This window comes from Lentzea chajnantorensis (assembly GCF_054300775.1).
In genome coordinates this window covers 5,058,197-5,082,435 of record NZ_JBSDZT010000002.1, presented here as the reverse complement: position 1 = coordinate 5,082,435, position 24,239 = coordinate 5,058,197, and the positions used below count along the sequence as shown (strand labels likewise).

The following is a 24,239-nucleotide window of genomic DNA, read 5'->3' as shown; positions in this document are numbered from 1 at the left end:
TCCTCGACGCTGAAGAATCCATTGTGGAGTGACGGCGGACGTCAGTAGATCGCCACGCCGTAGGCACGGAGGGCTTCGGTGACGGGCTGGTAGAACGACCGGCCGCCGCTGGCGCAGTTGCCGCTGCCACCCGAGGTCAGGCCGAGTGCGGTGTTGTCGGCGAACAGCGGCCCCCCGCTGTCGCCGCCCTCGACGCAGACCGTCGTCGCGATCATGCCGGTCACGGTGGTGCCGTCCGCGTAGTTCACCGTGACGTTCAGGCCGGTGACCTTGCCCCGGTGGAACCCGGTGGTGCTGCCGCTGCGGCCGACGGTCTGCCCCACCACGGGGTCGCCGGCGCGGGCGATGTCGCGCTGGGAGCCGTTGTACAGGTTGACCGAGCCGGGCCGGCTGATGCCGCTGGTGTAGCGGAACAGGGCGTAGTCGTTGCCGGGGAAGCTGGTTCCCGTGCGGGACGCGACGACCTGACCGCCGGAGGTGCTCCAGGTGGACGTGAGGTTGCCGCAGTGACCGGCGGTCAGCAGGTAGGCGGTGCTGGTGCCGGGCGTCTTGACGTTGAACCCGAGCGAGCACCGCACGCCACCGCCGAGAATGGCGTCACCGCCGGTGATGGTGGGCCGGAACGAGCCGCCGACCTGCTCCAGCCGCGCCGTGTCGCCGAGACCGCCGACCACGGACCTCAGCCGGGTGAGCGCGGAGCCGGTGACGGTCGCGTCGGCGGACACCACGACCTGGTTGGTCGCGGGGTCGATCCCCCAGGAGGTGCCGGGAATCCGCGCCGTGCGGTCCAGGACGGCGGCGCTGGCACCGAGAGTCGCCGCGCTGTGCTTGACCATCTCGGCACGCGCACCGGTCGCGGTGACGGTGTCCGCCGCGGCCCGGTCGGTCACCGTGACGACGAGTCTTCCTCCCCCGTCCACGTAGGACCCGGCGCTCGCGGCTCCGAGCCGGTCTGCGAGGACGTCAGCCAGCTGACCGGGATCGGGTGCGGCGTGCGCGACGGGCGCGGTCACGGCCAGACCGGCTGCCAGGGCCACGACCGATGCCAGCTTGAGGGCGGCGGTGCAACCGTTCATCGTCTCTCCTCGGCTGTTCTCGACGGACGGCGGGCGGCGCGCCGGGTGTGCACAGCAGAGTGCTCGACCAAAAGAGGGACGTCCAGACGATAATATTTATTTCCCGCAGGTCACGAGATCAGCGAGAGCGTCAAGCCGCAAAGGGCGGAAAATAGTATTAGCGCTTTCAAGAATGCCATTCCGCTGTGCTTCCGGCCGTGCCCAGCCCTAGTAGTCAAGCTCGAAGTCGTGGTGGTCGTCGGGGTCGACCGTCGCGGCCAGCTCGTTGCCCGGCCGCAGGCTCGGGTCGTACCTGGCGTCGTGTTCGGCCACGAAGCCGGGCACATCGGGGCCGCTGATCCAGAGCCGGACGCGGACCGTGGCGTCCTCGCTGACCGGCTCCATGGTCAGCACGTGGGCGGTCGCGGGCAGACCCACCTCGTCCAGCCGCAGCAGCCGCCGCTTGGCCCGCCCGATCCCGCGCCACACGGAGATGCCCAGCGGCACCAGCACCGCGGTGAGCACGATGCCGACGGTGCCGCCGTCGTTGGCCGCGTAGACGATCGGTCCGGTGAGCATCAACGCCACGGCGAACAGGTGCAGGAACACGTTGTTGCCCCGGTTGGCCCCGTGGATCTCGACGAATCCGCTCTCCGCCATTCCGGCACCTTAACCGGATCACGTGGTGCCGTGGGCCGGTTCGGTGCGCCGGGCATCACCTGCGGTAGACGCCCAGCTCGTAGAGCGAGTAACCCCAGCCGGTTCCGCGTTGGGTGGCGTACAGCCGCACGTACCGCCCGGTCGCGGTGATGTCGATCGAGTCCACGCCGCCGTTGCCGGTGGTCGTGCCGTACACCGAACGCCAGTTCGTGCCGTCGTCGGACACCTGGACCTCGTACGCCCGGCCGAACGCGCCCTCCCACACCAGCTGCACGTGCTGGAACGTCGTCACCGCGCCGAGGTCGACGCGCAGCCACTGCGGGTCGGCCCAGTCGGTGGCCCAGCGGGTCGCGCCGTTGCCGTCGACGGCGTTGGCCGGTGGGAACGGGGCGCCGTCACCGACCTGCTGGTACGACGACGCGGTGACCGCCTTGCCCCGCGCGACGTCCACCCCGGCGGGCTGCGGTGCCACGACCCGGACGGACCTCGTCTCGATGCCGATGTTGCCGCGGCCGTCCTCGGCGATCACGTAGACCTTCCACACGCCGAGCCGGTCGGGTGCGGTCACGGTCAGCCGGTTGCCGTTCACCCGCACCGGCGCGTTCGCGAGGCCGCCGCTGTTGTCGACGTACTTGCTGTTGAACGCCGCCGACCAGGCGATGGCGTCCCTGTCTGGGTCTGACGCGGCAACGTCGATCGTGAGCGGCGCACCGGCGGCGACGGTCTGCGGGACGGTCATCGCGGAGACCACTGGCGGGGTGTTCGCCGGCGTCGCACCGCCGAACGCGCGCTGCACCGAGTAGAACGACAGCCGCTTCTTGCCCGCCGGGGTCAGGTTGAACCACACGGCGCCGAAGTCGTACTCGGTGCCGTAGTGGAACAGCGTGCCGCCGAAGGAAACGCCGGTGTGGCCGGTGATGCAGTTCCACGCCTGGGTGTAGCCGTCGCGCTTCTGGACGTCCGTGGGCTCGGCCGGAACACCGTTGGCGTCGTTGGGGACCTCCCACTCACCGGCCGGGCCGGCCTCGGTGAGGATGTACGGCTTGGTGTAGCCGCCGCCGACCCAGTCCTGCCGCACCTTGCAGACGTTGCCGTAGGAGTTGACCGCGTACAGGTCGAGGTCGGGTGCGTGGGCCTTCAGGTACACCCACGCACCGGTCCAGGCGTCGGTGTTGGTCACCGGGTGGTTGGCGTCGATCGCGTGGATCGCGCGGGCGGCCTCGTTGACGTACTTGGTGTAGGCGACGCGCTGGTTCTCCAGCTCGGCGCCGGAGTAGCAGTTCTGCAGCCCGAGGATGGACTCGTTGCCCACGTTCCACATCAGCACGCCGGGGTGGTCCCGGTAGGTCGTGACCCACTGCCGGATCTGGCCGAGCGTGTCCGCCTTGTACTGCGCGTCGGTCACGTAGTTGACGCAGCCGCCAGAACCGGGACCGCCACCGGGCTGCAACCAGAAGCCGTTGATCACGCGCAGCCCGTTCGCCGCCGCCGCGTCCAGCAGCGGGCGGGTGGAGGCGTCCGTGCCCCAGGTGCGCAACGTGTTGGCGCCCATGGACTTCAGCTCCGGCATGTACCGCGCGGCGTCCGCGGCGGGCGGGCCCCACGTCAGGCCCTTCACCGTCCACGGCCGGCCGTTCACGGTGAGCTGCCAGTTGCCCTGCGAGCCGGTCACCCGCACCCCGGTGCCCGGCTGCGGGGTGGAACCCTGCTCGCCGAACACCCGGAACTCCCACAGCGAGACGCCGTAACCGTTGGCGCGCTGTGTCGAGTGGACCCGGACGTACCGGCCGGTGCCGCTGACGTCGAAGCCCTGCCGGCCGCCGGTGCCACCGGTGACCGAGCGGACCGGCGTCCACGCGTCACCGGTGGCGGAGACCTGGATCTCGAATGCCGTGGCGTAGGCACCCTCCCAGTCGAGCTCGACGCGGGTGATGGACGAGGACGCGCCGAGGTCGACCCGCAGCCACTGCGGGTCGCTCCACGCGCTGGACCAGCGAGTGCCGGCGTCACCGTCGACAGCAGCGGATGCCGGGGTGCCCGCGCCCTCCGTCGACGAGGCGGTGGCGGGTTTTCCCTGGGACAGCAGTGAGGGCGCGGCGCTGACCGGGCCCGGCACGACTGCGAGTCCTACGACTACGGCGATGACTGTGCCGATGGAGCGGAGGCGGGACATTGCGTCTCCTGCAGGGTCGACTGGGGATGAGAGATGCGGGAGAGCGCTCTCACAGCCCCTGCCGACGAATGTTACGAACGCAGGTCAGCGATGTCAACGAGCCCTCTTGACACTTCCCGGCGCCCAGCGGGACGCTGTTTGGGAGAGCGCTCTCCAGTCATCATCCGCGTGAGCAGGAGGACAGGCGACCAAGAACTTCGACAACACCGATTCACCGGGGACGCGGAACCAGGGCCACACGCAGGCGGTGCGGTGCGTTCAGGACACCTCGCAGCGGCTTGGGCGTCTGGCGCGGCAGGACGTGGTGACCTGCGAGGACCGCGGCGAGGACGACGGTGAGTTCGGCGGTGGCCAGGTGGGAGCCGGGGCAGAAGCGGTGCCCCAGCCCGAAGGGCAGGTAGGAGCCAGGGGAAGGGCGCGGAGCGGAGGTCCACCGGTGGGGGTCGAACCGGTCCGGGTCGAGGTGGACTGCCGGGTCGCGGTGGTTGAGGTACGGGCTGAACAGCACCTCGGCGCCGGCCGGGAAGCCGGGGACGGGGGCGTCCAGGACGCGCCGCAGCTGCCAGATCGGCGGGTGCAGGCGCAGGGTTTCCCTGACGACCGCCCGGCACAGGGGCAGGTCAGCGGCGCCAGGGTCCGGAAGTGCGGTGGCCTCGTCGCGGACCCTCCGCTGGAGATCGGGACACCGGGACAGCTCGTGCAGCGCCCACGCCAAGGCGGCGGCGGGAACGTGGTGGCTGGACAGCAGCATGGCCCGCACCGCCAGCGTGGTGCTCCGCTCGTCCAGTCCCGCGGTGGTCAGGTCAGCGACGAGTCCTCTGGCCGGCGTTTGGTCGCGCAGGTGGGTGCGCAGGGCGGTGTACGTGGCGAGCTGCCTGCGCGGCAACCGGCGGGACACGGGGAAACGGGTCCGCTGCGCGGTCGACAGCTCGTTCCCGACGAGGGCGGTGATGACCGGCGCCGGTTCGCCCAGGACGTAGTGGGTGTTGACCGCCGCCATCAGGCGGGTGGCTTCGGCCATCGCGTCGATGCTCGTCATCGACGCCCACCCGGTGACGGCCCGTCGGGCGTACGAGCCGGTGGTCGGCTCGAACCGGGCAGCGGCAGCCGCGGTCAGTCCTGGGCGCATGGCGCGGCGGGCCGCCATCCACCGCTCCAGGCCGTCCTCGCCCCAGGAGATGACATCCGCGCCCTGCTCGGTCCTGGCGGTCAGGGCGTGCCGGCTCGCCAGCAGGCGCTCGGTGGTGGCGGGATCGGTCACCAGCCACGTACCGGGCCGCAGCTCGACCACGCCACCCCCGGACCGCGCCACGGCGGTCAACGCCTGCCGCGGGTCTCTCACGCGGACGGCTCCCGGTCCGGGCCGCCCGAGCGGACGGCCCGGAAACAGGACCGGATCACACCGCCGGGTAGGCGTAGTAACCGGGCTTGGCGAAGCGACGACGGACAATCCTCTTCAGCAGTTTCACCACACCACTCCTCACCTCGGGAACACTCAGTGTTCTCGGGCGATTACCCGCAGTCAACAGGCTGGCATTGCGACAAACGAGGCACTGCGGTGTTCCGGCCGAGCTGTTCGACCGAGTGGACGCAGGCGGCACGGTGCTCAACTCCTCCGGCACCCGCCTACCGCACCGGATCTGATCAGTCAGGCCTGCCGCTGGCCCCACACCGGCGAGGAAGAAGGGTCAGCGGCCTCGTCCGGACAAAGCCGGATCAGTACCTGAGGACGACGCAGCCGTTGCTGCCGACGTCGCCGGTGAACCCGTTGAACACACCGCCGTTGGCGCCGTTGCCCCCTCGTCCGGTGCCGGCCGCGCATTCGGCGGGCACCGTCGAACCGGGCGCACCGCCTGGGCCTCCGCCGCTGCTCAGCACACCGTTGCCTCCGGTGGCACCAGCAGCGCCGGGGGTTGTGGTGACCACCGTGCCGCTGCAGCTCGCCGAGCTGCTCCCGTTGCCCCCGACTCCGCCAGTGTTGTCGCCCAGGGAGCCCTGCCCGCCCTGACCGCCGCCACCGTTGGCCCGCACGGTCGTGCCGATGGTGATGCCGGAGCTCCCGCCGGACGCGCCGGCCTTGGCCTGGTAGACGCCCTCGCGCGGACCGCCTCCGGTGCCCCCCGCACCGACCGAGATCTTCAGGACGGCACCCGCGGTGACGGCCAGCGTGCAGGTCGCGTTCGCCCCGCCTCCGCCGCCGCCACCACCGGGTCCGGGCACGGGGAAGAACCCCCAACCACTGCCACCGCCCCCGCCGCCTGCCCCGACGACGTGCACGGTGACGGCGGTGACTCCGGCCGGCACGGTGAAGGTGAAGTTGCCGGGGTTGGTGTAGGTGTTGACCAACGCCGCGTGAGCGGGCGCCGGCGCGGTCAACGGCAGCAACAACGCTGTCAGCGCCGCTGCTGCCAGCCCTCTTCGGGTGAACGAGCGGCCGGCTGAGTCGACAGGTGACATGAATCCTCCAAAGATTGCGAGTGGCGGTGTTCATTCGTACTCGGAACGCACCGGGAACAACAGGTTCGATTAGGTGAAGCTCGCACCCCGGTGTCGATCTATTCCAATTTCCGGCGAAAGTCGAGATTCCACCTCGATCGCGAACGAAGAAGGGCGCGGAACGGCTCGGACCAGAAGTGGACACCCCAGCCGGGACAGCGTCTGGTCAGCGGTTCACCCGCGAGGAGCAACGGGTCGCCCATTCCTCGCCGCGGCGCCGCAGGTGTGTGAAGCCGCGTCCGTGAACGGGCGGATCGAATTTCACCTGTTTCGCGCTGACGGTGGCCGTCGTCCGCCCGGCATGATGGAACACGGTCCATGTCGGAAACGACATCGTCTGCCGCCGCAGGGCGAGCGCGGGCAGCACGGCGGTGACGACGGTGCTCCTGCCCAATAGGTGGTCTTCGTGTTCTCACCGGAAGAACTGCGGATCCCGGTGCACGGCGACGCCCGCCGAGGCGCGGACGTCGAACTGTTGCAGCGCTTCGCGGCCTCGGTCCAAGAGCGTTCCCGGCACATGACCGGTTTTCCGGTCAACCTGGAGTTCGACTACGGCCCGTTGGCCCCGTTCCTGTCGATGCACCTCAACAACGCGGGCAGCCCTGACCAGGCGAGCGAGTACGGGCTCGACACCAAGCCGTTCGAACAGGCGGTGATGACGTTCTTCGTCGAGCTCGCCGGCGGGTCACCGGACGAGGTGTTCGGTCACCTGGCGCACGGCGGGACGGAGGCGAACCTGTTCGCGGCCTACGTGGCGCGTGAGCGGTACCCGGACGGCGTGCTGTTCGCCTCGCGCGAGGCGCACTACTCCATGCCGAAGATCGCGAAGCTCCTGCGCATGCCCTACGTGGCGGTGGACGTCGACGAGCGCGGCGTGCTGGATCTCGCCGCGCTCGGGCACGAGATCGGCAGCAGAGGCGTGCCGGCGGTCGTGGTCGCCACCATCGGCACCACCGGCAGGAGCGCTGTCGACGACATCCCCGGCATCCGGCGGGCCGCCTCCGACGCGGGGGTGGACCGGGTGTTCGTCCACTCCGACGCGGCGTTCGGCGGGCCGCTCGCCGAGTTCGGTCGACCACGCCGCCCCTGGTCGTTCCCCGACGGCGCGGACAGCGTGTCGATCAGCGGCCACAAGATCATCGGGTCGCCCCTGCCCAGCAGTGCGGTCCTCGTGCGCGAGGTGGACGCGGACGCGATCCGCAGGCCGGGGGTGGCGGTGGGCAGCGACGACGACACGATCGGCGGGTCCCGGGACGCGCTGTCGCCGTTGCTGCTGTGGTACGCCTTGCGCGGACTGGGACGCGACGGGCTCGCCGAACGGGTCCGGCACTGCCTGGAGGTCACCGAGCACGCGGTCCGGCGCCTGGGGGAAGCGGGGCTCAACCCGACCCGCTTCCCCGGCGGCAACGTCGTGCTGTTCGACCGTCCCGAGGACGAGGCGATGAGCGCCTGGCACCTGCTCGACGTGGACGGGCGCGCGCACCTGTCCGTCATGCCCCACGTCACCACCGAGCTCATCGACCAGCTCTGCGCGGACCTGACCGGTCAGCGCGCCTGAGCCGGCCGGTTCACCGCGTGCGGTCGGCGTACCCGTCGGGCAGGTCCTCGGGTGCGCGGTCGATCACGGTGTCGTCGTCGGTGTCCCGCTGGTCGACGAAGGTGATCCGCGCGGCCTCGTCGACCACCTCGACCGGGTAGGTGGGTCCGGCGTCGCGGAGGGCGGTCATCCGGTCGAGGTGGTCGTTCTGGAAGCACGCGGTCTCGGCGGGGTCGTCCCACACCCAGCGGGGGAAGAAGATCGCGCCGTGCAACTGGCGGTGCTCCAGGTCGACGACCAGGGCGACCGAGGTGCCGGTGGGTTCGGTCCAGGACACGGTGTGGGCGCCGGAGTCGAGGCGGGTGATGTGGACGGCCTGGTCCTTGACCCACCGGCCGCCGACGGGCCCGCTGTGGATGCGGTAGTCGATGCCGGTGGCGTTCTTGACGTACAACTCGTACCGCCATCCGCTGTCATAGGTGTAGATCAGGTGCTTTCCGAGCAGGGCGTCGTTCACGTCGCTCACCTCCTGAGTGGTGTCACCGGTCCGGCCGGTGGCGGTGTCCCACCTTCCGCGTCCCGGACGAGCAGGTCGAGCGCGCCGGGCACGCCGTGCGGAACAGCGGCCAGGCGCTGCCGCATGGCCCCGTTGCCGCCGGTGAGCACCGCGTGGAGCAGCGTGCGCACCTCGTCGAGGTCACCGGTCGCGGCCAGTGCGTCCTCGACGTGCCGGAACAGGCGGGACACCATCGCGCCCGGTGCTGTGCGCGTGCCGCTCCACGGGTCCACGGCCGGGCCGTCGAGGCCGTGTCGAGCGGCCGCCCACAACGCGTCGCCCAGCACGGTGTCCCCGAGGCGGCGGGCCTCCCGGCCGGCGTCCAGCTCGCCCAGCGCGGTGCGCACGAGACCGCGGACCAGAGCAGCGTGGAGCACCGCCTCGTCGGTCGTGGCCGTGGTGTCGGCGACCCTGACCTCCACGGTGGGCAGGTGGTCGGACAGGCGGGCCAGGCGCAGGCCGCCGTGGTCGGGGGGCAGCAGCCCGCACTCCCGCAGGCGGGCCAGGTCGGCGTCGTACTCGGCGGTCGAACCGAACCACGGCGGGATGCCGGAGGCCGGCAGGCGGGTCAGCACCATCATCCGCCAGCTGTGGAACCCGCTGTCCCGGCCTCGCCGGAAGGGTGAGTTGGCGGTGAGCGCCAGCAGCGTCGGCAACCACGGTGCCAGGTGGTTGAGCACGGCGACGCCGATCTCGCGGTCGCCGAGCCCGATGTGGACGTGGCAGCCGCAGATCTCCTGGTCGGCCAGGGCCCCGGCGTAGGTCTCGCTCATCCACCCGTAGTGGCCGTCGCACCGGGGAGGCGCGGTCTCGGCGCCGAACAGCGGGTGTCCCGAGGGCACCAGCTCCAGGCCCAGTGACCGGGCCGACCGTCGCAGCGCGGCGCGGTTGCGGGTGAGCTCGTCGCGCACCTGCGCGAGGTCGGAGCAGATTCCGGTGGTCGCCTCGACCTGGGTGTCCCACAGCTCGTGCAGCACGCGGCTCTCACCGGGCAGGTCCGCGGGAGGCACACCGGCCAGCACCGCTGCGGCGTCGCCGACCGGCAGCCGGGAACCGCGGCTCACCAGGAGGAACTCCTCCTCCACGCCCATCGTCACGCCGGTGCCCTCCGGCAGGCCGGTCGACGCGCCGAGAGCGCTGTGGCCGGCGTTCACCGCTCACCGGTCCGCATGACGGCCCCGGTGCGCAGCAGTCGTGCGACGACGCTGACGTCACCTCCCACGCCGCGGTCGTCCTCGACCGGCGGCACGTGTTCGCGGACGAGGTCGCGCACGGCTTTCGTGGCGGGCGCGGCCCGGTCGGCGCCGCGGAGGTCCAACGCCTGGCAGGAGGCCAGCAGGTGGACCGCGGCGATGTTCTCCACCAGCTCCACCACGGTGTGCGCGTCGCGGGCGGCGATGGTGCCCATGCTGACCTTGTCCTGGTTGTGGCACTCGGTGGAACGGGAGAAGGCGGTGGCGGGCATGGTGTTCTTCAGCGCTTCGGCCGCCAGGGCGGAGCAGGTGATCTGGGCGGCTTTGAAACCGTGGCGCAGCCCGGCGTGCGGGTCGTCGTCGTCCACGCGGGGAATGAGGTTCGGGGTCAGGTCGCGGTTGTACTGCTCGTCCACCAGCAGCGCGACCTGCCGGTCCAGCAGGTCTCCGATGGACGCCGTCACCACCTTGAGCGAGTCCATCGCCTGGCCGACGTGGCCCGCGTAGAAGTTGCCGCCGCTGTAGGCCTGGCCCGTGCGCGTGTCGAACAGCGGGTTGTCGTCCACCGAGTTGATCTCCACCTCCAGCCAGCGGCCGACCCAGTCGAGGGTGTCGCGCAGCACCCCGATCACCTGCGGGGCGCACCGCAGGCTGTACGGCTCCTGGATCGGCTGGTCCAGCTCCTCGTAGTCGCCGTCGACCTGGTCGTCATCGCCCAGGGACGCGGGGTGGTCCTCGACCAGGCCGGACCGGTTTAGCAGCGACAGCAGAGCTTCAGCGCTCGCCCGCTGCCCCGGGTGCGGCTTGTGCTCGTGGATCACGGGGTCGTAGTGGCTGCGGTCGGCGTCGAGGGCTTCGCAGGCCATCGCCGTGCACACCTCGGCGGCGTGGGCCAGGCGGGTGGCGCGCTGCAGCGCGACGACCGCGAAGGCCGAGGAGAACGACGTGCCGTTGATCAGCGCCAGCACCTCCTTGGGCTCCGGCTCCCACGGCGTCAACCCGCACTCCCGCAGCGCTTCGGACGCCGGTCGCCGTTCACCCCCGACCACCACCTCGCCCCGGCCCAGCAGGACGTTCGCGATGTAGCACAACGGCGTCAGATCACCGCTCGCGCCGACCGAACCGCGCTGGGGCACAACGGGAACCAGGTCGTTCACCAGACAGGACAGCAGCAGCTCGACCAGGCCGCGGCGGACCCCGGAGGCGCCCTTGGCCAAGCAGTTGGCCCGGATCAGCATCGCCGCCCGCACCACCTCCGGCGGGGTCTGCGGACCGACCCCCGCCAAGTGGTACTCGGCCAGGCCCAGTTGCAGCTCCACCGCCTTGTCCGCGGACACCACCCGGCGCGCGCTGTCACCGAAACCGGTGGTCACCCCGTACAGGGGTTGTCCGGCCTCGACCAGCTCCCTGCGCAGCGCCGCGCTGCCGTCGACCCGCTCGGCCGCCCCGTCGGACAGCCGTATCCCGCCGCGGAGCTCACGGGAGGCGACCTCTGCCACCGTTCGCGGGTCGAGAGAATTCTCGCCCAAGATCAATGACCGGTCTCCGGCCGTCGTGTCCTCCACCGTCGTCCTCCACGGTATTCACGCGTATTCGATTTCGCTCGGAATTCAACCGCACAGTTCCCTTAATTGGTGATGCCCGCACGGGAAGCCCGCTAATCCACCACGGAGCACCTCATTCATTGGTAAGATCGAAATGGAGGGAAACCCGTCACTCGAACAGGCGCAGGAGCCTACGGTCAGCAGCAACACGTCCACCGGGACTGCGCTTTCCGGGTGCGGATTCCCACAAAAGAGTGGCCCTGCGACCAGTCGACCGGTGAAAGTGAAGGGCAATCGATGTCAATCGCGACGAACCCCTTGATCGTGGTCGCCGACCGGTTCTGGGACGGGATCGCCGACCGTCCTTCCGGGCGGACCTCGGTGCTCGTCGCAGGAGGCCGCGTGGAGGAGGTCGGCCCGACGCGGACGCGGGGGGCGGAGGTGGTCGACCTGGGCGATCGCACCCTGGTTCCGGGGTTCATCGACTGCCACGTCCACGTCGTGCCCGACCTGCCACCCGACACCTCCGTCAGTGCGCAGACCCTGGCGGCACTGACGTCGTTGCGGACCCTGCTGCACAACGGCTTCACGACGGTGCGCGACCTCGGGTGCGCACCCCCGTCCGTCACCGTCGACCTGAAGCAAGCGCAGCGCGAAGGGGTCGTCGACGGTCCGCGCATGATCGTGGCGCCGCGCATCATCTCCGGCAGAGGTGGCCACGGCGACAAGTCCGCCGGGTTGGGCGAACGCTTCGGCGTCGAACTGGGCGCCCTCGCCGACGGCGTCGACGAGGTCGTCCAGGCCGTCCGCGTCGAAGCACGGCAGGGCGCGGACTGGATCAAGTTCGCCGGCACCGGCGGGTTCGGCTCCGAACACGACGACCCTGAACTGGTCACCTACTCCCAGGCGGAAGTCGACGCCCTCGTCGCCACCGCGCGCGACCTCGGGATGCCCACCGCTGTCCACGCGTTCAACGACGAAGGCGTCCTGCGCGCCGCCCACGCCGGCGTCCGCTCCGTCGAACACGCCTCACTCGCCACCCCTTCCACGCTCACCGTGCTCGCGGACAAGGGCATCTGGCTCGTCCCCACCCAGTTCGTCACCGTCGAATGCCTGCGCCACCTCGACGACGACGACTTCTGGACTGACAAGCCGGACCACCTCAGAGACACCTTCCGCACGCACGCCGACCGCCTGCACCAGTGCGCCACCCATCCCGCCGGCTCAGCGGCCCGGATCGCGTTCGGCTCCGACGCCAGCGTCCTGCCCCACCGCGACAACTGGCGCGAGTTCCCCACCATGGTCTCCAACGGCATCAGCGAGCTGCGCGCGCTCCGCGCCGCTACCTCCGAAGCCGCCGCGCTGCTCGCCACCCCCGACCGCGGCACCATCCGCCCCGGCGCGCTCGCCGACCTCGTCGCGATGCCCGGCAACCCCTTCGAGGACATCGGCTGCACCGGGAACGTCGACTTCGTCATGCAGAACGGTCACATCAAGCGGCACGCCCATCCGGATGTTCGGTGAGGCACGCCGGAACGGGTCGTTCCATCGAATGGGACGGCTCGTGGAAGGCGGAGTCCTGGTGCCATACCGTCCAGCGGGACAGGTCAGCTTCGATCCGCACAGCAGCGCAGAGGTTCGACATGACGGGATTCCATGAAGACCGCATTCGTCTTTCCCGGCCTCGGATCGCTCTTCACTGATCCGTTCGCCCACTACGCAGCAGGTCGACGGCACGCGGCCGAGCTCGCGAGCCGGATCGACGCCGTGACGGCTGACCTCGGGTGGCCGTCCATCTTGAGCGAGCCCGAGCCCACGGCGTGGAGCCCGTTGAGCGAGATGCAGACCTACCACGCACAACTGAGCTGTCACCGGGTGCTCCTGGAGGAGTTCGGGCTTCGCCCGGACGTCCTGCTCGGACACAGCCTCGGTGAGATCACCGCGATGGTCGCCGCGGAGGGCATCACCGTCGAGGACGGCGCCCGCCTGTTGTGCGAACGCGCCAAAGCGTTGCAGGCACACGCAAACGCCGATGCCGCCACCGCGGCGTTCATGCTGTCGTCCCGCCAAGCGGCAGCGGTCGTGGCAGGTGCCAGGAGCGTCGTGGTCGCCGCGGTGAACAGCCCGACGCAGGTGATCCTCTCCGGCCCGGCGGAAGAGGTCGAACGGCTGGCGCACCACGCCCGTGCGCAGGGCACCACGGTGACCGCACTGCGCGCGGGCCCCTACGCCCAGCACCACGTCACGCTCGGCCCCGCGTTCGAACGGTACCTGGAGTCCGTACGTGGAATCCGGTCAGCGCCCCTGAAAACGGCTGTGTGGTCACCTGTGCTCGGGCGTGCGCTGGGAGCCGACGACGACCTCGTCCTGCTCGCCGCGCTCCAGATGGTGCGGCCGCTGGACTTCTGCCACGCCGTCACGGAGCTGAGCTCGGAGGGGGTGGCGGAGTTCGTGGAATGCGGCCTGAAGGACACGCTGACCCGGCTCGTCTCCGAGACCCTCGGCAGCAGGGCGCGGGTGTGGGCGCCGTTCAGGAAACGCGTGACCGAGACCGATGTCCGACAGTTGACCACTCTTCTCACCAGCCCCAGGGAGTCAGCCGTGACCAGCTCAGACGACGTGGTGACCACCTACCTGCGCGAAAGCTACGCTGCCGCGCTCGAGATCCCGGAGGACATGGTCACCCCGGATGTCGACCTCGAAGCCGAGTTCGGCCTGGACTCCCTCCAGCACCACCTCGTGCTGGTCAAGGCCCAGCAGCGGTGGTCGGTCGAGCTCGGTCAGGTCGAGTCGCCCGCGACCATCACCGTCCGCACGGTGGCCCAGCTGCTGAAGGACGCCGGTGCGGCGCGGGAAACGGCTTGATCCGATGCACGCCGACCAGGTCTGCGTCGTCGCCGCCGGTGTCGTGACGCCGGGTTGCGACGACGTCGAGGAGTTGTGGAGGCGCGCGCAGGACGGCCCTCTCGTGTTCGGGCCCTCCGCCCGGTTCCGCGGGCTCGAATCGTTGGCGCGGTTGACCCACAGCGACACGGGTGAGCCGTACGAGCTCCCGGTTCGGCGAGGTTCCGGCGGCGCCGGGGGACGACGCCGGCGACCTCCAGGTGTCCTGGCTGCGTCGTGCGCTGCATCAATGCGTCACGACCACGTCGCCCGGTCCGACCGGCCGCACCGGTCTGTTCCTCGCCTCGTCCACGGACACGAGCTACGAGATGGACCTCGCGCTCGCCGCGGACGCCCTCGCCGCCCAGACCGCGGCACGGCTGCCGGGAGACCGGCGCGACGCGATCAGGCGGAAGCTCGCGCAAGCGGACCCCTGCGCGCACCGCGGACACACCGAGTTCCTCCCCCACCACCAGGCCGTCCGCGCCGCGAAGGGACTGCTCCCTCCCGACACGCACGTGCTCGTCTCCGACAACATCTGCCCGTCGGCGCTGTACTCGGTGGACCTCGGCGTCAGGCACCTGCTGGACGGCGAGGTGGACGTCGCGTTCTGCGGTGGCGTGAGCTCACACGGACCGTTGCGCCAGGTGTACTTCGGCGAGATGGGCACGCTGTCGCACACGGGACAGCTGCGCGCCTTCGACGCGGCGGCGGACGGCACGGTGTTCTCCGAAGGCGCCGGCGTCGTCGCGCTCAAGCGGATGAGCGATGCCCTGCGGGACGGCGACACGGTGCTCGCGGTGCTCGCCGGGTTCGGCGCCGCGTGCGACGGCAAGAGCAAAGCGATCTTCGCACCGAGCCAGGAGGGCCAGACTCGCGCGATGACGCGGGCCGGGGACGTCAACGGCGTCACCGGCGCCGAGGTCTCGTGGATCATCGGGCACGGGACCGCGACCCTCGCAGGGGACGCGACGGAGTTGCGCTCCATCGCCGCCGCCCACGCCGGTGGCACGCCGTGGGTCACGGGGAACAAGGCGATGCTCGGCCACACCGGCATGGCCTGCGGGATCGTCTCGCTGATCCAGGCCGCGATCGGCCTGCACCGGTCGACGGTGCCCCGGCAGCCCAACCACGCGTCGCTGCCGGAGTACGCCCGCTCCCTTTCCGTCCGGGTGCCGTCGGCACCGGTGCCGCTGGCGGCGGAGGAACGGTCGTTCGTCGGGGTCTTCGCCTGTGGACTCGGTGGCATCAACGGACATCAGCTGCTCTGCCCGCCCGGCACGCGGACCCGTGCCGTGCGGTCCGCTCCGCCCGCGTCCTGCGACGAGCTGGTGCTGGTGCGGTGGAGCGCGTTGCTGCCGGGCAAGCCGGAGGACGAGTCGGTCGCGCACCGGCTGTCCCGAGGCGACGATCCCGCCGACACGACCCGGTTCGAGGCCCCGTACCCGCTTCCTCCGTTCGCGAGCTCGTTGATCGTGCCCAAGGTCGCGGCTCAGCTGGACATGAGTCAGCTGCTCGCGGCCGAACTGGCGGGCCGGCTGGCCGGATCGGGGGACGACACACCGTGGTGGCAGGGACTTGAGGAACGCACGGGTGTCTTCGGCGCCCGGTACGGCGTCAGCAGATCGGCTGTCGAGTCCACCGTGCGGTGCCTGGGTGACGGGCTTGCGGCGACGTTGGACGGCGAGGAGAAGGCGGCTGCGGAGCAGTACCTGCGAGAGCTCCACGACCGCAGCCGAGCCATCGGCCCGTACAGCCTGGTGGGACACATGTCGTCCATCGCACTCGGGTGGATCAGCAACCGGAGGAACCTGCGCGGGCCGACGATGATGGTCGACGCCGGAGCGGCGTCAGGGCTCGCCGCCGTGCACACCGCGGGCTGCTACCTGCGCCGGGGCGACATCGATCTCGCGCTGGTGATGGCGTGGAACACCGATGCCTTCGGCAGCACCGGCTCGGTCGTCAGCGAGGGCGGGGAGAGCGCCGAGGGTGCGTTCGCGGTGGCGCTCGCCCGTCCCGAAACCGCTGCCGCCCGCGGCTGGCAGGTGCTCGCACGGGTGCGAACCGAACTGGCGTCCGCACCCGCGGCGGCACCGCCACGCCGGAGCAAGAGCTACCTCGCCGCGGACGGGGTGCTCGACGTCATCCGGAGCGTCGTGCGGGACACCCTGCCCCAACGGTTCTCCGCGGAGTCCGGCCCGACCGTCCACGTGCTCCCACCGCTGCCATGACGGCCACGGACGCGGTGGAGACGACTGTGCGGCCGTACGACCTCCGCTTGGTGCCACGTCCCGCTGTGGCCCGCTTCCCCGAACGCGATCCGCTGCCCGCCGGAGCGCTGGTGCTCACCGACGACGCGGAGATCGCGGGCCAGGTGCGCGCCATCGCGGCGCACGAGGTGACGGTCGTGCTCGTGCCGGACGCCGCGGCCACCTGGGACGAGGAGGCGGTGACGAACCTCGTCACCTCGGCGGGAACGGTCAGCGACCAGCTGTGCGTGATCACGTCCCTGCGCGGTGCCACGTGGCCCGACGCGCCACGTCCGGGTCTTCTCGCCCTGCAGGAGGCGACCTTCGTCGCGTTGAAACAGCGTGCCGACCCGGCTCACGAGAACTCGTCGGTCACGCTCCTCGTGCTCGACCGTTTCGACGGCGGAACACCACATCCGCACTGCGCGCTGCTGACCGGGATGGCGAAGTCGGTCGCGTGGGAGCTGCCGGCGGCGCACGTGCTCGCCGTGGTCACCGACGACGTCGGCCTCGCTGCCGCGTTGGCACGGCTTCGCGCGGAGTCCGGGTGCGGCAGAGGCCTGCCCGTCGCCTACTACCGGACCGGATCGGCCCCGGCGGTCAGGTGGGAGGAACGACTTCTCCCGCTCGAAGAGCCGTCACCTGCCGTCGAGGACCCAGCCGTCACCGGCCCCGTCGTGGTCGCGGTGGGCGGCGCGCGTGGCATCACCGCACGGTGCTTGGAGGCGATGAACCCTCCGCCGTCGGTGCTGTGGCTGCTCGGCAGCACCGAACCGGACACCATGGCTGCTGAGTCCGCGGAGATCGGTGACCTGAGCAGCGCCGACTACGTGCGCAGGAGGCACCACGAGGACCCAGATGCCCACATCGGTGGCCTGCGGGCGACCTACGACCGTTGTCGCAGGTCGCGGGAGGCGCGTGCGACCATCGCGGCCCTGCGCGACCGGATCGGGGCGGACCGGGTGCACTACCTGGGGTGCGACGTGACGGACCCCGCCGCGGTCCGGCGCGCGGCGGCAGTGATCACCGCGACGACGCCCCGCATCGACCTGGTGCTGAACGGCGCGGGGATCAGCGGCGCCCGCAGGCTGAGGGCCAAGGACCTCTCGACGTTCCGGCGGGTGCGTGACACCAAGGTCATGGGCTACCACAACCTCAGGGCGGCGTTCCGCGACCCCGCACCGCTCGCGTGGTGCCACTTCAGCTCCGTCGCCGGCGCGTTCGGCCTGCCCGGCGAGATCGACTACGGACCGGCCAACGACGTGCTCAACGCGGCTGCCCGGTACGAGTCCGGCCGCAGCTCGGGCGCCGAGTGCGCGATCGGCTGGAGCCTGTGGGGTGAGTCCGGGCTGGGGCCACGAAGCGGTTTCACCGACTACACGGCGAAGACCGGGCAGCTCGGCCTGATCAGCGACGCCGAAGGACAGCGGATCTTCACCACGCTGGTGCCGGCGAACCGCCTCGGGCGGCACGCGGCACCGGTCCTGCTGGGCGAAGCGGAGTGGCGGCTGGCGGGATCGCGGTTCCCCGGCCTCGTGGGCGACGGCGCCGGACTCCCCTACGTGGGCAGCCCGTCCCACACCGACCGGGACGACACCGTCTGGCGACTTGACCTCTCGCGGCACGAACACCTGCGGGGCCACGTGCGGCAGTCGCGCGCGCTCGTGCCGGGTGCGCTCGTGCTGGAGCTCGCGGCCGCCGTCACCGGCCACCTCACCGGCGGCGCTGTCGTGGACAGGTTCCTGGACGTCCGCTTCGAGGCTCCCATCGCCGTCGACCCACAGGTTGCGAAGTACACCCTGGCCGCGTCGTTCACGCCGGCGGGTCCGGATGCCGGCGTCGTGCGCGTCACCGTCCGATCACACCTCCGGGCCGGGCATCGCAGCCGCCGTGTCCACCACGTCGAGGTTCTGGTTCCGGTCGGCGGCACCACCGACAGCACCGTCACGCCTGCCCGGCCCCGTCAGCTCAGCGTCCGGCGCGCGCCGGCGACGATGTCCATGTCGGGCCTGTTCGACCAGGTTCGCGACCTCAGGTTCACGACCACCACGACCTCGGCTCGCTGGGAACCCCCGCTCCCGGACGGCGAGTTCTTCGCCGCGCACCGGACACCGTGGCTGCTCGTCGACGCCCTGTTGCAGACCGCCTGCGCCATCGACACCCCGCACCGGTACGCGACGCCCCACTCGATCGCCGAGCTGAGGCTGCACACCGGGCACAATGACCTCGCGTTGGCAGCACAGGCGAAGAACGGCATCCACCTGCACGTGACGCATGTGGACGGTGTCGCCGACGGCATCGCCGGCACGGCCGACGGCAGTCCACTCGTGACACTGTCCGGACTCGTGCTGAGCGGACGGGACGGCATGCCGTGACCAGTCCTCACGACGTGCTGCTGCGGCTGCTGTCCCCCGAGGGGCGGACCGCGCCCTACCGCCACTACCGCGAGCTGGTCGAACACTGGCCGGTGCTGCCGATCACCCCTCAGCGCCTGCTCGTCACCGGCTACCGGGAGTGCGTGGACGTCCTGGTGAACCCGAGGCTCTTCCCCGTACCCGACCGCCACTACGCCGACCGGCTGTGGCCCACCTGGTACACGGTCCCGTCGACCGATCTGCTCTACCGCAGCCTGCTCTTCCGCAACGCACCCGACAACCAACCCGCCCGCCGCCTCATCGCGCGCTTCTTCGCCCCCGACCAGGTCGAGCGGATGCGCCCGATGATCACGCGGCACGCCGGCGCCGGCACAGCGCCGTTCGGCGAGGGCGACGGCGTGGTGGACGCCGCCCGGTCGTTCACGACCATCCCCGACTCCGTGATGGGCGAACTGCTCGGTCTGCCGCAGCACGACGGCGAACGGGTGGCCGGCTGGCTCGACAGGTTCCTGGAACGCAACGAGATGCACCCGCCGGACAAGGCGCTCGCAGCCGCCGAAGAGGCATCGTCACACCTCGTCGACCACATCACGAACACGGTCCTGGCGAAGCGGGGAAGCGAAGCTCCGCTCGTCCGTTCGCTCAGGGAGCACAGCCAGATCGACGAGCGGGACCTCGTCAGCAACCTGGTGTTCCTGCTCGGCGCGGGCACCGCGACCACCGCGTCGCTGCTCGGCAGCGGCCTGCGTCAGCTCGCGGCGCACAACGACCTGTTGCCGGGTCTGCGCGACGACGACGCACTGCTGAGGTCGTTCGTCCTGGAGGCACTGCGGTACGACCCTCCTGTCCAGTACGGCGTCAGGGTCGCGGCGCAGGACACCGAACTGGCCGGTGTCCCCGTCGCCCGCGACAGCGTGGTGCTCGTGTGCTTCGGTGCGCTCGGCCGGGATCCCGGCAGGTTCGGCGATCCGGACTCGTTCGTGGCGGACCGGTTCCTCACGCCGGACACCGGGCCACGCGACGTCCTGTCGTTCGGGCTGGGCGCGCACCGGTGCGCTGGAGCCGAGTTGGGACTCGTCACCGCTGAGGTCGCGTTCCGGCAGCTGGCGCTGCGGGTGGACGCGATCAGGGAGGCCGAGCAGCCTCAGCGCCAGGCGCGCGCCGTGGTCCGCCGGCACACCCGGCTCGTCGTCGACGTCACCCGGCGGTGAGCCGTGCAGCCGATCCCCGCCGAGACGTCCTCGGCGGTCATGCCGCCAGCTCGCGCTCCAGCGGAGTGCGCATCCGCGGTGTCACCCGGACCCCGCCCAGCCAGGTCGCACAGCGGCCGGCTGCCTCCTCCACCAGCTCCCGTTCGTCCGACGACACGTCTTCCAGCAGCCGGTGCACGACCTCGCCGCTCGCGCGCTGCGCCCAGCCGCCCACGACGCGGCCGTTCACCCAGACCGTCGGGCCGATGTTGCCCGCGCGGTCGAACAGCGCCGCCCGGTGCTCACCCAGGAACCAGTCGCGGTCCTGCCAGCCCATCGACGTCGGGTCCATGCTCGGCAGCAACGCCGCCCACGGCTCCGGCACGGGTACCGGTTCCAGGTCGTCGGCCAGCACCAGCCCCGGCACGCCCGCCAGATCGACCTCCGCCGTCGCCACCCCGGCCAGGGCGCTCCTGGTCTGGCTGACCGTCCAGCCCGTCCACCACCGCAGGTCCGACACCGGCGCCGGACCGTACGCGCGCAACCACAACCGTGCCAGCTCCGTCCGCGCCGCGTCGGGCTCCCACGACCGCAGACCGTCCGGAACCCACTCCCGCAAGGGGTGCCAGACGTACTGCGTGCTCAGCCACGTGCCGCGTGGACGGCCGCGGACGATCCGGCCGTCCGCCGCCAGCTGGAACAACACCCGGCTGGTGACGTTGCCGATCGCCTCGTACGGCTTGCCCTCGAACATCCGCAGTTGCTGGCGCAGCCGTGGCTCTTCATCGGCCAGTTGCGTCGCTGTCGCCGACCCGAGCCTGTGCAGGGCGGCCTCGACGGCGGTTTCGACCTCGGTCAGCCACGTCGCCGGTTCCGACACGTTCTCCGGGTGTCCCTGCTGCCCGAGTTCTCTCTCCAGCAGCCGCCGTTGCTTCGTCGCGACGTCGGCGGAACAACCGTGCTGCACCAGAGCCGCGGTGTCGAGGTCTGTCACGAACATCGTGCGGCGCATCCCGAGCAGCCGCAAGCAGATGCGCTCCTGGTACAGCGCGTCTTCAACCTCCGCGACGGCCGGGCGCATGAGCCGTGCGGCCGCTGAGAGGTACACCGTCGCGGGGTCGGTGGCGTGCAGCGCGACGACGCCCTCGATGGCCTCCTGGACTGTGGTCGCGGCCGTGGCCAGGTGGTGCCGGACACCGAGACGAGCCCGGCGTTGTCCGACGTCGACCTTCACTGCGGAGACCGTTGCCGTGCGGCGCGGGTGGCAACAGGGCGACGGCGGAGATGAGGGTGAGCGACTGGGTGCAGGCGGCCCTGGTGGCGCAGCGCGCCGGCCTGCTCGACGGGACCGAGCGGTGAGCCGCCGCCCGCCCCGGTGGCTGGTCGACGCGGCGGCGCTCGCACTCGCGGTGGCCGAGGGGGTGCTCACCATGGTCAGCGAGGAGGACCCGGGCGGGATCGTCACCATCGCGGTCGCCGTCGCCGCTCTCCTGCTCGTCCACCGCGTCCCGGTGCCGGCCTTCCTGGCGACGCTGCCGGCGGTGCTCTTCCCCGGAGCGATCGTCCCCACGATCATCGCGCTGTACGTGGTCTCGAGCCGCTACCGCGACTGGTGGCTGCTCGCGGGGTGCTGGCTGCTCGCCGCGGCCGGTTTCGCGTTCCCCATGTCGGAGTTCGCTCCGACCATCTGGGACACCTACACCCTGCTCGGCGTCATCTACGCCACGATGACCGCGTTCGCACCGGTCCTGCTCGGCCAGTTCCTGCGGTCCCGGCACGAGCTGGCGCTGCGGCTGGAGGAGGTCAAGGAAGCCCGTGAGCACGAGCGGCGGCTCGACGCCGAGGCGATCTTGGCCCGCGAACGCAACCAGCTCGCCCGCGAGATGCACGACGTCGTCTCCCACCAGGTCAGCCTGATCGCGGTGCAGGCGGGGGCGCTCCAGGTCAGCACGCCTGACCCGGAGGCGAGGAAGGCCGCCGAGAACGTGCGGCTGCTGTCGGTGAACACGCTCGACGAGCTGCGGCACATGGTGAACCTGCTGCGGGCCTCCGGTACCCCGGCCACCGAGCTCACCCCGCAGCCCACGCTGACCGACCTGGAGCGCCTCATCGCGAACAGCGCGATCGACGCCCGCATGGTCGGCACCGCACCCGAGGGCCTCGAACCGCCGGTGCAGCGCGCCATCTACCGCACCATCCAGGAAGCGCTGACCAACGTGCGCAAACACGCACCCGGCGCCGGTGCCACCGTCGAGATCAGCCACGACGACACCGACCTCACCGTGACCGTCACCAACACCCCGCCCACGCGGCCGCACCTCGCGCTGCCCAGCGCACGGCACGGCCTGGTCGGGCTGCGGGAGCGCGCCGCCCTGCTGGACGGCACGCTCCACACCGGCCCCACCGCCGACGGCGGCTTCCGGCTGCGGCTGAGCCTGCCGGTCACCGCCCGCGGCTGAGCCTGCCGCCGGGTCAGCCGCTGAGCAGCTGCGTGGTGGCGAACTCCGCGTACAGCGGATCTTGACCGACCAGCTCGTCGTGGGTGCCGATGGCCCGCACCGTTCCGCCGTCCAGCACGACGATCCGGTCGGCCTGGGTCACCGTCGACAGCCGGTGCGCCACCACGAGCACCGTCGTGGTCTTCGCGACGGCGGTGACCACGTCCCTGATCGCCATCTCGTTCGCGGCGTCGAGCTGCGAGGTGATCTCGTCGAGCAGCAGCAACCGCGGCCGGGTGATCAGCGCGCGAGCGAGCGCGACCCGTTGCCGTTCACCGCCGGACAGGAAGGTGCCGCGGTGCCCGACCGGGGTGTCGAGCCCGTCCGGCAACCGCTCGACGAGCGCGTCGAGGCGGGTGTGCGCGACCACGTCGCGGATCTCCTGCTCGGTCGCGTCCTGGCGGCCGTAGACGATGTTCTCGCGCAACGACCCGGACAGCAGCGGTGCGTCCTGCTCGACGTACCCGATGCCCGCGCGCAGCTCGGCGAGGTCCCAGTCCGCGAGGTCGCGGCCGTCGAGGCGGATGCGGCCGGAGTCCGGCTCGTAGAACCTCTCGATCAACGCGAACAGCGTGGACTTCCCGGCACCGGACGGGCCGACGAACGCGGTCAGGCCCACCGGCGGAACCTCGACGTCCACGCCGCGCAGGACCTCCGGCAGGTCCGGGCCGTACCGGAACCGCACGCCGGAGAAGCTCACGCGGGCCGCACCCGGTGCCGCGGCGGTGGTGCCCGTGCCGACCGGTTCGGTCTGCAGCTGCTCGACCTCGCCCAGCCTGCGCACCGCGGCGAGTCCGATCTGCAGCTTGCTGCCGGCGTGCAGCAGCTGCCCGATCGGCTCTTCGAGGAAGAACAGGAACAGCAGGAAGGCCACCAGGGTGGACAGCGGGATCGCCCCGGTCGCGACGCGAGCACCACCGACACCGAGCACGGCGAGGAACGACGCCTGCACCGCAAGGCCGTTGAAGCCGTGCACCAGCGCCTCCCACCGCGCCGACCGCACACCGGCACGCCACGCGTCCTGCGCACCCCGCTCGATGGCGGCGAGCTCCACGGCCTCGGTACCCGCGGCCTTCACGGTCCGGAAAGCCCCGAGCACGCGCTCCAGCCGCGCGCCCGTCTCCCCGACAGCGCTCTGAGCGGCGTGGGAGGCCTTCTCGATCATCGGCATCCCGGCGAGGGCGAGCAGCCCCACCACGGCGAGCACGGCCAGGGTGATGCCGAGCAGGACGAGGTCCATCACCCCCATCATCACGACCATCACGACGGTCGTCGCCGACCCCGTGACGAGCCCGACCAGAGCGTGGGTGCAGACCTCGCGCAGCAACGTCGTGTCGCCGGTGAACCGGGACAGCAGGTCACCGGGCTCGGCGCGCTGCACCGCGGGCACCCGCAACGACAGCAATCGCGCGGCCAGCCGTTTCCTGGCCCCCAGCACGACCGACTCCGCGGCACGTTCGAGCAGGTAACCGCCGGCCATCGCGATCACGGCACCGGCCAGCGCGATGCCGACGAGCAACGCCAGCAGCCCGGCAACCCCCTCCCCCGAGCCCAGCCGGTCCACCAGCGCTTTGGCCGCCAACGGCAGCGCGGCGGCGGCGAGACCGCTCAGCAGGACGAGGAACCCTCCACAGAGGATGGTGCGCCGCTGTGGTTCGGCATACCCCAGGAGGGTTCGCCAGGTCGTGCGGTCGATCAGGGTGCGCACGGTGACACGACTCCGTTTGTTGTGGCTGTGTGGGTGGTCCGGGCAGGCGGAAGCGCCACCGCGGACCGGCTCCACCATCGTCACGCCCCGGTGCACCGTGCGGCACCGGTGACGCGGCTGGG

General features: G+C 71.2%; 18 protein-coding genes. 7 read left to right on the top strand and 11 right to left on the bottom strand.

Translation table 11 applies throughout. From position 1 onward, the window contains the following. Positions 1-41 precede the first annotated feature (41 nt). The 6 genes from ACVDFE_RS25080 to ACVDFE_RS25055 all read right to left on the bottom strand — a co-directional run bounded on the left by ACVDFE_RS25080 (position 42) and on the right by ACVDFE_RS25055 (position 6,751). A complete protein-coding gene (locus ACVDFE_RS25080; RefSeq protein WP_458432098.1) occupies positions 42-1,076 on the bottom strand; it encodes a S1 family peptidase in 1,035 nt (344 codons plus the stop codon). 207 nt (positions 1,077-1,283) lie between these two features. Then, positions 1,284-1,715, bottom strand: coding sequence for a hypothetical protein (locus ACVDFE_RS25075; RefSeq protein ID WP_458432097.1), 432 nt, complete (start codon positions 1,713-1,715; stop codon positions 1,284-1,286). A 55-nt stretch (positions 1,716-1,770) separates the two neighbouring features. Next, positions 1,771-3,888, bottom strand: a complete 2,118-nt coding sequence (locus ACVDFE_RS25070) for a discoidin domain-containing protein (RefSeq protein ID WP_458432096.1) — start codon at positions 3,886-3,888, stop codon at positions 1,771-1,773. A 211-nt stretch (positions 3,889-4,099) separates the two neighbouring features. Further along, positions 4,100-5,230 carry a cytochrome P450 gene (locus tag ACVDFE_RS25065; RefSeq protein ID WP_458432095.1) on the bottom strand — a complete coding sequence of 377 codons (1,131 nt, stop codon included), beginning with the start codon at positions 5,228-5,230 and terminating at the stop codon, positions 4,100-4,102. Between the two features lie 374 nt (positions 5,231-5,604). Beyond that, the gene (locus tag ACVDFE_RS25060; protein ID WP_360388410.1) at positions 5,605-6,345 is read right to left on the bottom strand and encodes a glycine-rich domain-containing protein; all 741 of its coding nucleotides are present in this window, start codon (positions 6,343-6,345) and stop codon (positions 5,605-5,607) included. A gap of 205 nt (positions 6,346-6,550) precedes the next feature. Then, the gene (locus ACVDFE_RS25055) at positions 6,551-6,751 is read right to left on the bottom strand and encodes a hypothetical protein (RefSeq protein WP_458432094.1); all 201 of its coding nucleotides are present in this window, start codon (positions 6,749-6,751) and stop codon (positions 6,551-6,553) included. A 39-nt stretch (positions 6,752-6,790) separates the two neighbouring features. Between ACVDFE_RS25055 and ACVDFE_RS25050 the strand changes: the two genes are divergently transcribed. Then, entirely contained in the window at positions 6,791-7,942 is a 1,152-nt protein-coding gene (locus tag ACVDFE_RS25050) for a histidine decarboxylase (protein ID WP_458432093.1), read from the top strand. A gap of 10 nt (positions 7,943-7,952) precedes the next feature. Here the strand turns inward: ACVDFE_RS25050 and ACVDFE_RS25045 are convergent, their stop codons facing one another. From ACVDFE_RS25045 to ACVDFE_RS25035, 3 genes are read right to left on the bottom strand one after another with little or no spacing between them, the layout of a single operon-like run. Next, positions 7,953-8,447 carry a phenolic acid decarboxylase gene (locus ACVDFE_RS25045; RefSeq protein ID WP_458432092.1) on the bottom strand — a complete coding sequence of 165 codons (495 nt, stop codon included), beginning with the start codon at positions 8,445-8,447 and terminating at the stop codon, positions 7,953-7,955. Next, positions 8,444-9,631, bottom strand: coding sequence for a carboxylate-amine ligase (locus tag ACVDFE_RS25040; RefSeq protein ID WP_458432091.1), 1,188 nt, complete (start codon positions 9,629-9,631; stop codon positions 8,444-8,446). The genes ACVDFE_RS25045 and ACVDFE_RS25040 overlap by 4 nt, the downstream gene beginning before the upstream one ends. Beyond that, positions 9,628-11,169 (bottom strand): HAL/PAL/TAL family ammonia-lyase, encoded by a 1,542-nt coding sequence (locus ACVDFE_RS25035; protein WP_458432090.1) that lies wholly within the window; start codon positions 11,167-11,169, stop codon positions 9,628-9,630. Before ACVDFE_RS25035 ends, ACVDFE_RS25040 begins: the two co-directional genes overlap by 4 nt. 342 nt (positions 11,170-11,511) lie before the next feature. On the opposite strand from ACVDFE_RS25035, the gene ACVDFE_RS25030 reads away from it, so the two are divergent. The 5 genes from ACVDFE_RS25030 (at position 11,512) to ACVDFE_RS25010 (ending at position 19,932) form a co-directional block, all read left to right on the top strand. Beyond that, entirely contained in the window at positions 11,512-12,738 is a 1,227-nt protein-coding gene (locus ACVDFE_RS25030; RefSeq protein WP_458432089.1) for an amidohydrolase family protein, read from the top strand. Between the two features lie 132 nt (positions 12,739-12,870). Then, positions 12,871-14,079: an acyltransferase domain-containing protein gene (locus ACVDFE_RS25025; protein WP_458432088.1), complete on the top strand. Its 1,209-nt coding sequence runs from the start codon at positions 12,871-12,873 to the stop codon at positions 14,077-14,079. 170 nt (positions 14,080-14,249) lie between these two features. Continuing rightward, complete coding sequence (locus ACVDFE_RS25020; protein ID WP_458432087.1) at positions 14,250-16,328, top strand: beta-ketoacyl synthase N-terminal-like domain-containing protein; 2,079 nt, start codon at positions 14,250-14,252, stop codon at positions 16,326-16,328. Next, the gene (locus tag ACVDFE_RS25015; protein ID WP_458432086.1) at positions 16,325-18,721 is read left to right on the top strand and encodes an SDR family NAD(P)-dependent oxidoreductase; all 2,397 of its coding nucleotides are present in this window, start codon (positions 16,325-16,327) and stop codon (positions 18,719-18,721) included. Before ACVDFE_RS25020 ends, ACVDFE_RS25015 begins: the two co-directional genes overlap by 4 nt. After that, entirely contained in the window at positions 18,718-19,932 is a 1,215-nt protein-coding gene (locus ACVDFE_RS25010) for a cytochrome P450 (RefSeq protein ID WP_458432085.1), read from the top strand. Before ACVDFE_RS25015 ends, ACVDFE_RS25010 begins: the two co-directional genes overlap by 4 nt. Before the next feature lie 37 nt (positions 19,933-19,969). On the opposite strand, the gene ACVDFE_RS25005 is transcribed toward ACVDFE_RS25010, so the two are convergent. Further along, positions 19,970-21,145: a winged helix DNA-binding domain-containing protein gene (locus ACVDFE_RS25005; protein WP_458432084.1), complete on the bottom strand. Its 1,176-nt coding sequence runs from the start codon at positions 21,143-21,145 to the stop codon at positions 19,970-19,972. A 121-nt stretch (positions 21,146-21,266) separates the two neighbouring features. Here ACVDFE_RS25005 and ACVDFE_RS25000 point away from each other — a divergent pair, with 121 nt between their 5' ends. After that, positions 21,267-22,370, top strand: a complete 1,104-nt coding sequence (locus ACVDFE_RS25000) for a sensor histidine kinase (protein ID WP_360388457.1) — start codon at positions 21,267-21,269, stop codon at positions 22,368-22,370. A 13-nt stretch (positions 22,371-22,383) separates the two neighbouring features. Here ACVDFE_RS25000 and ACVDFE_RS24995 read toward each other — a convergent pair whose 3' ends face one another. Beyond that, positions 22,384-24,117 (bottom strand): ABC transporter ATP-binding protein, encoded by a 1,734-nt coding sequence (locus ACVDFE_RS24995; RefSeq protein WP_458432082.1) that lies wholly within the window; start codon positions 24,115-24,117, stop codon positions 22,384-22,386. Positions 24,118-24,239 lie beyond the last annotated feature (122 nt).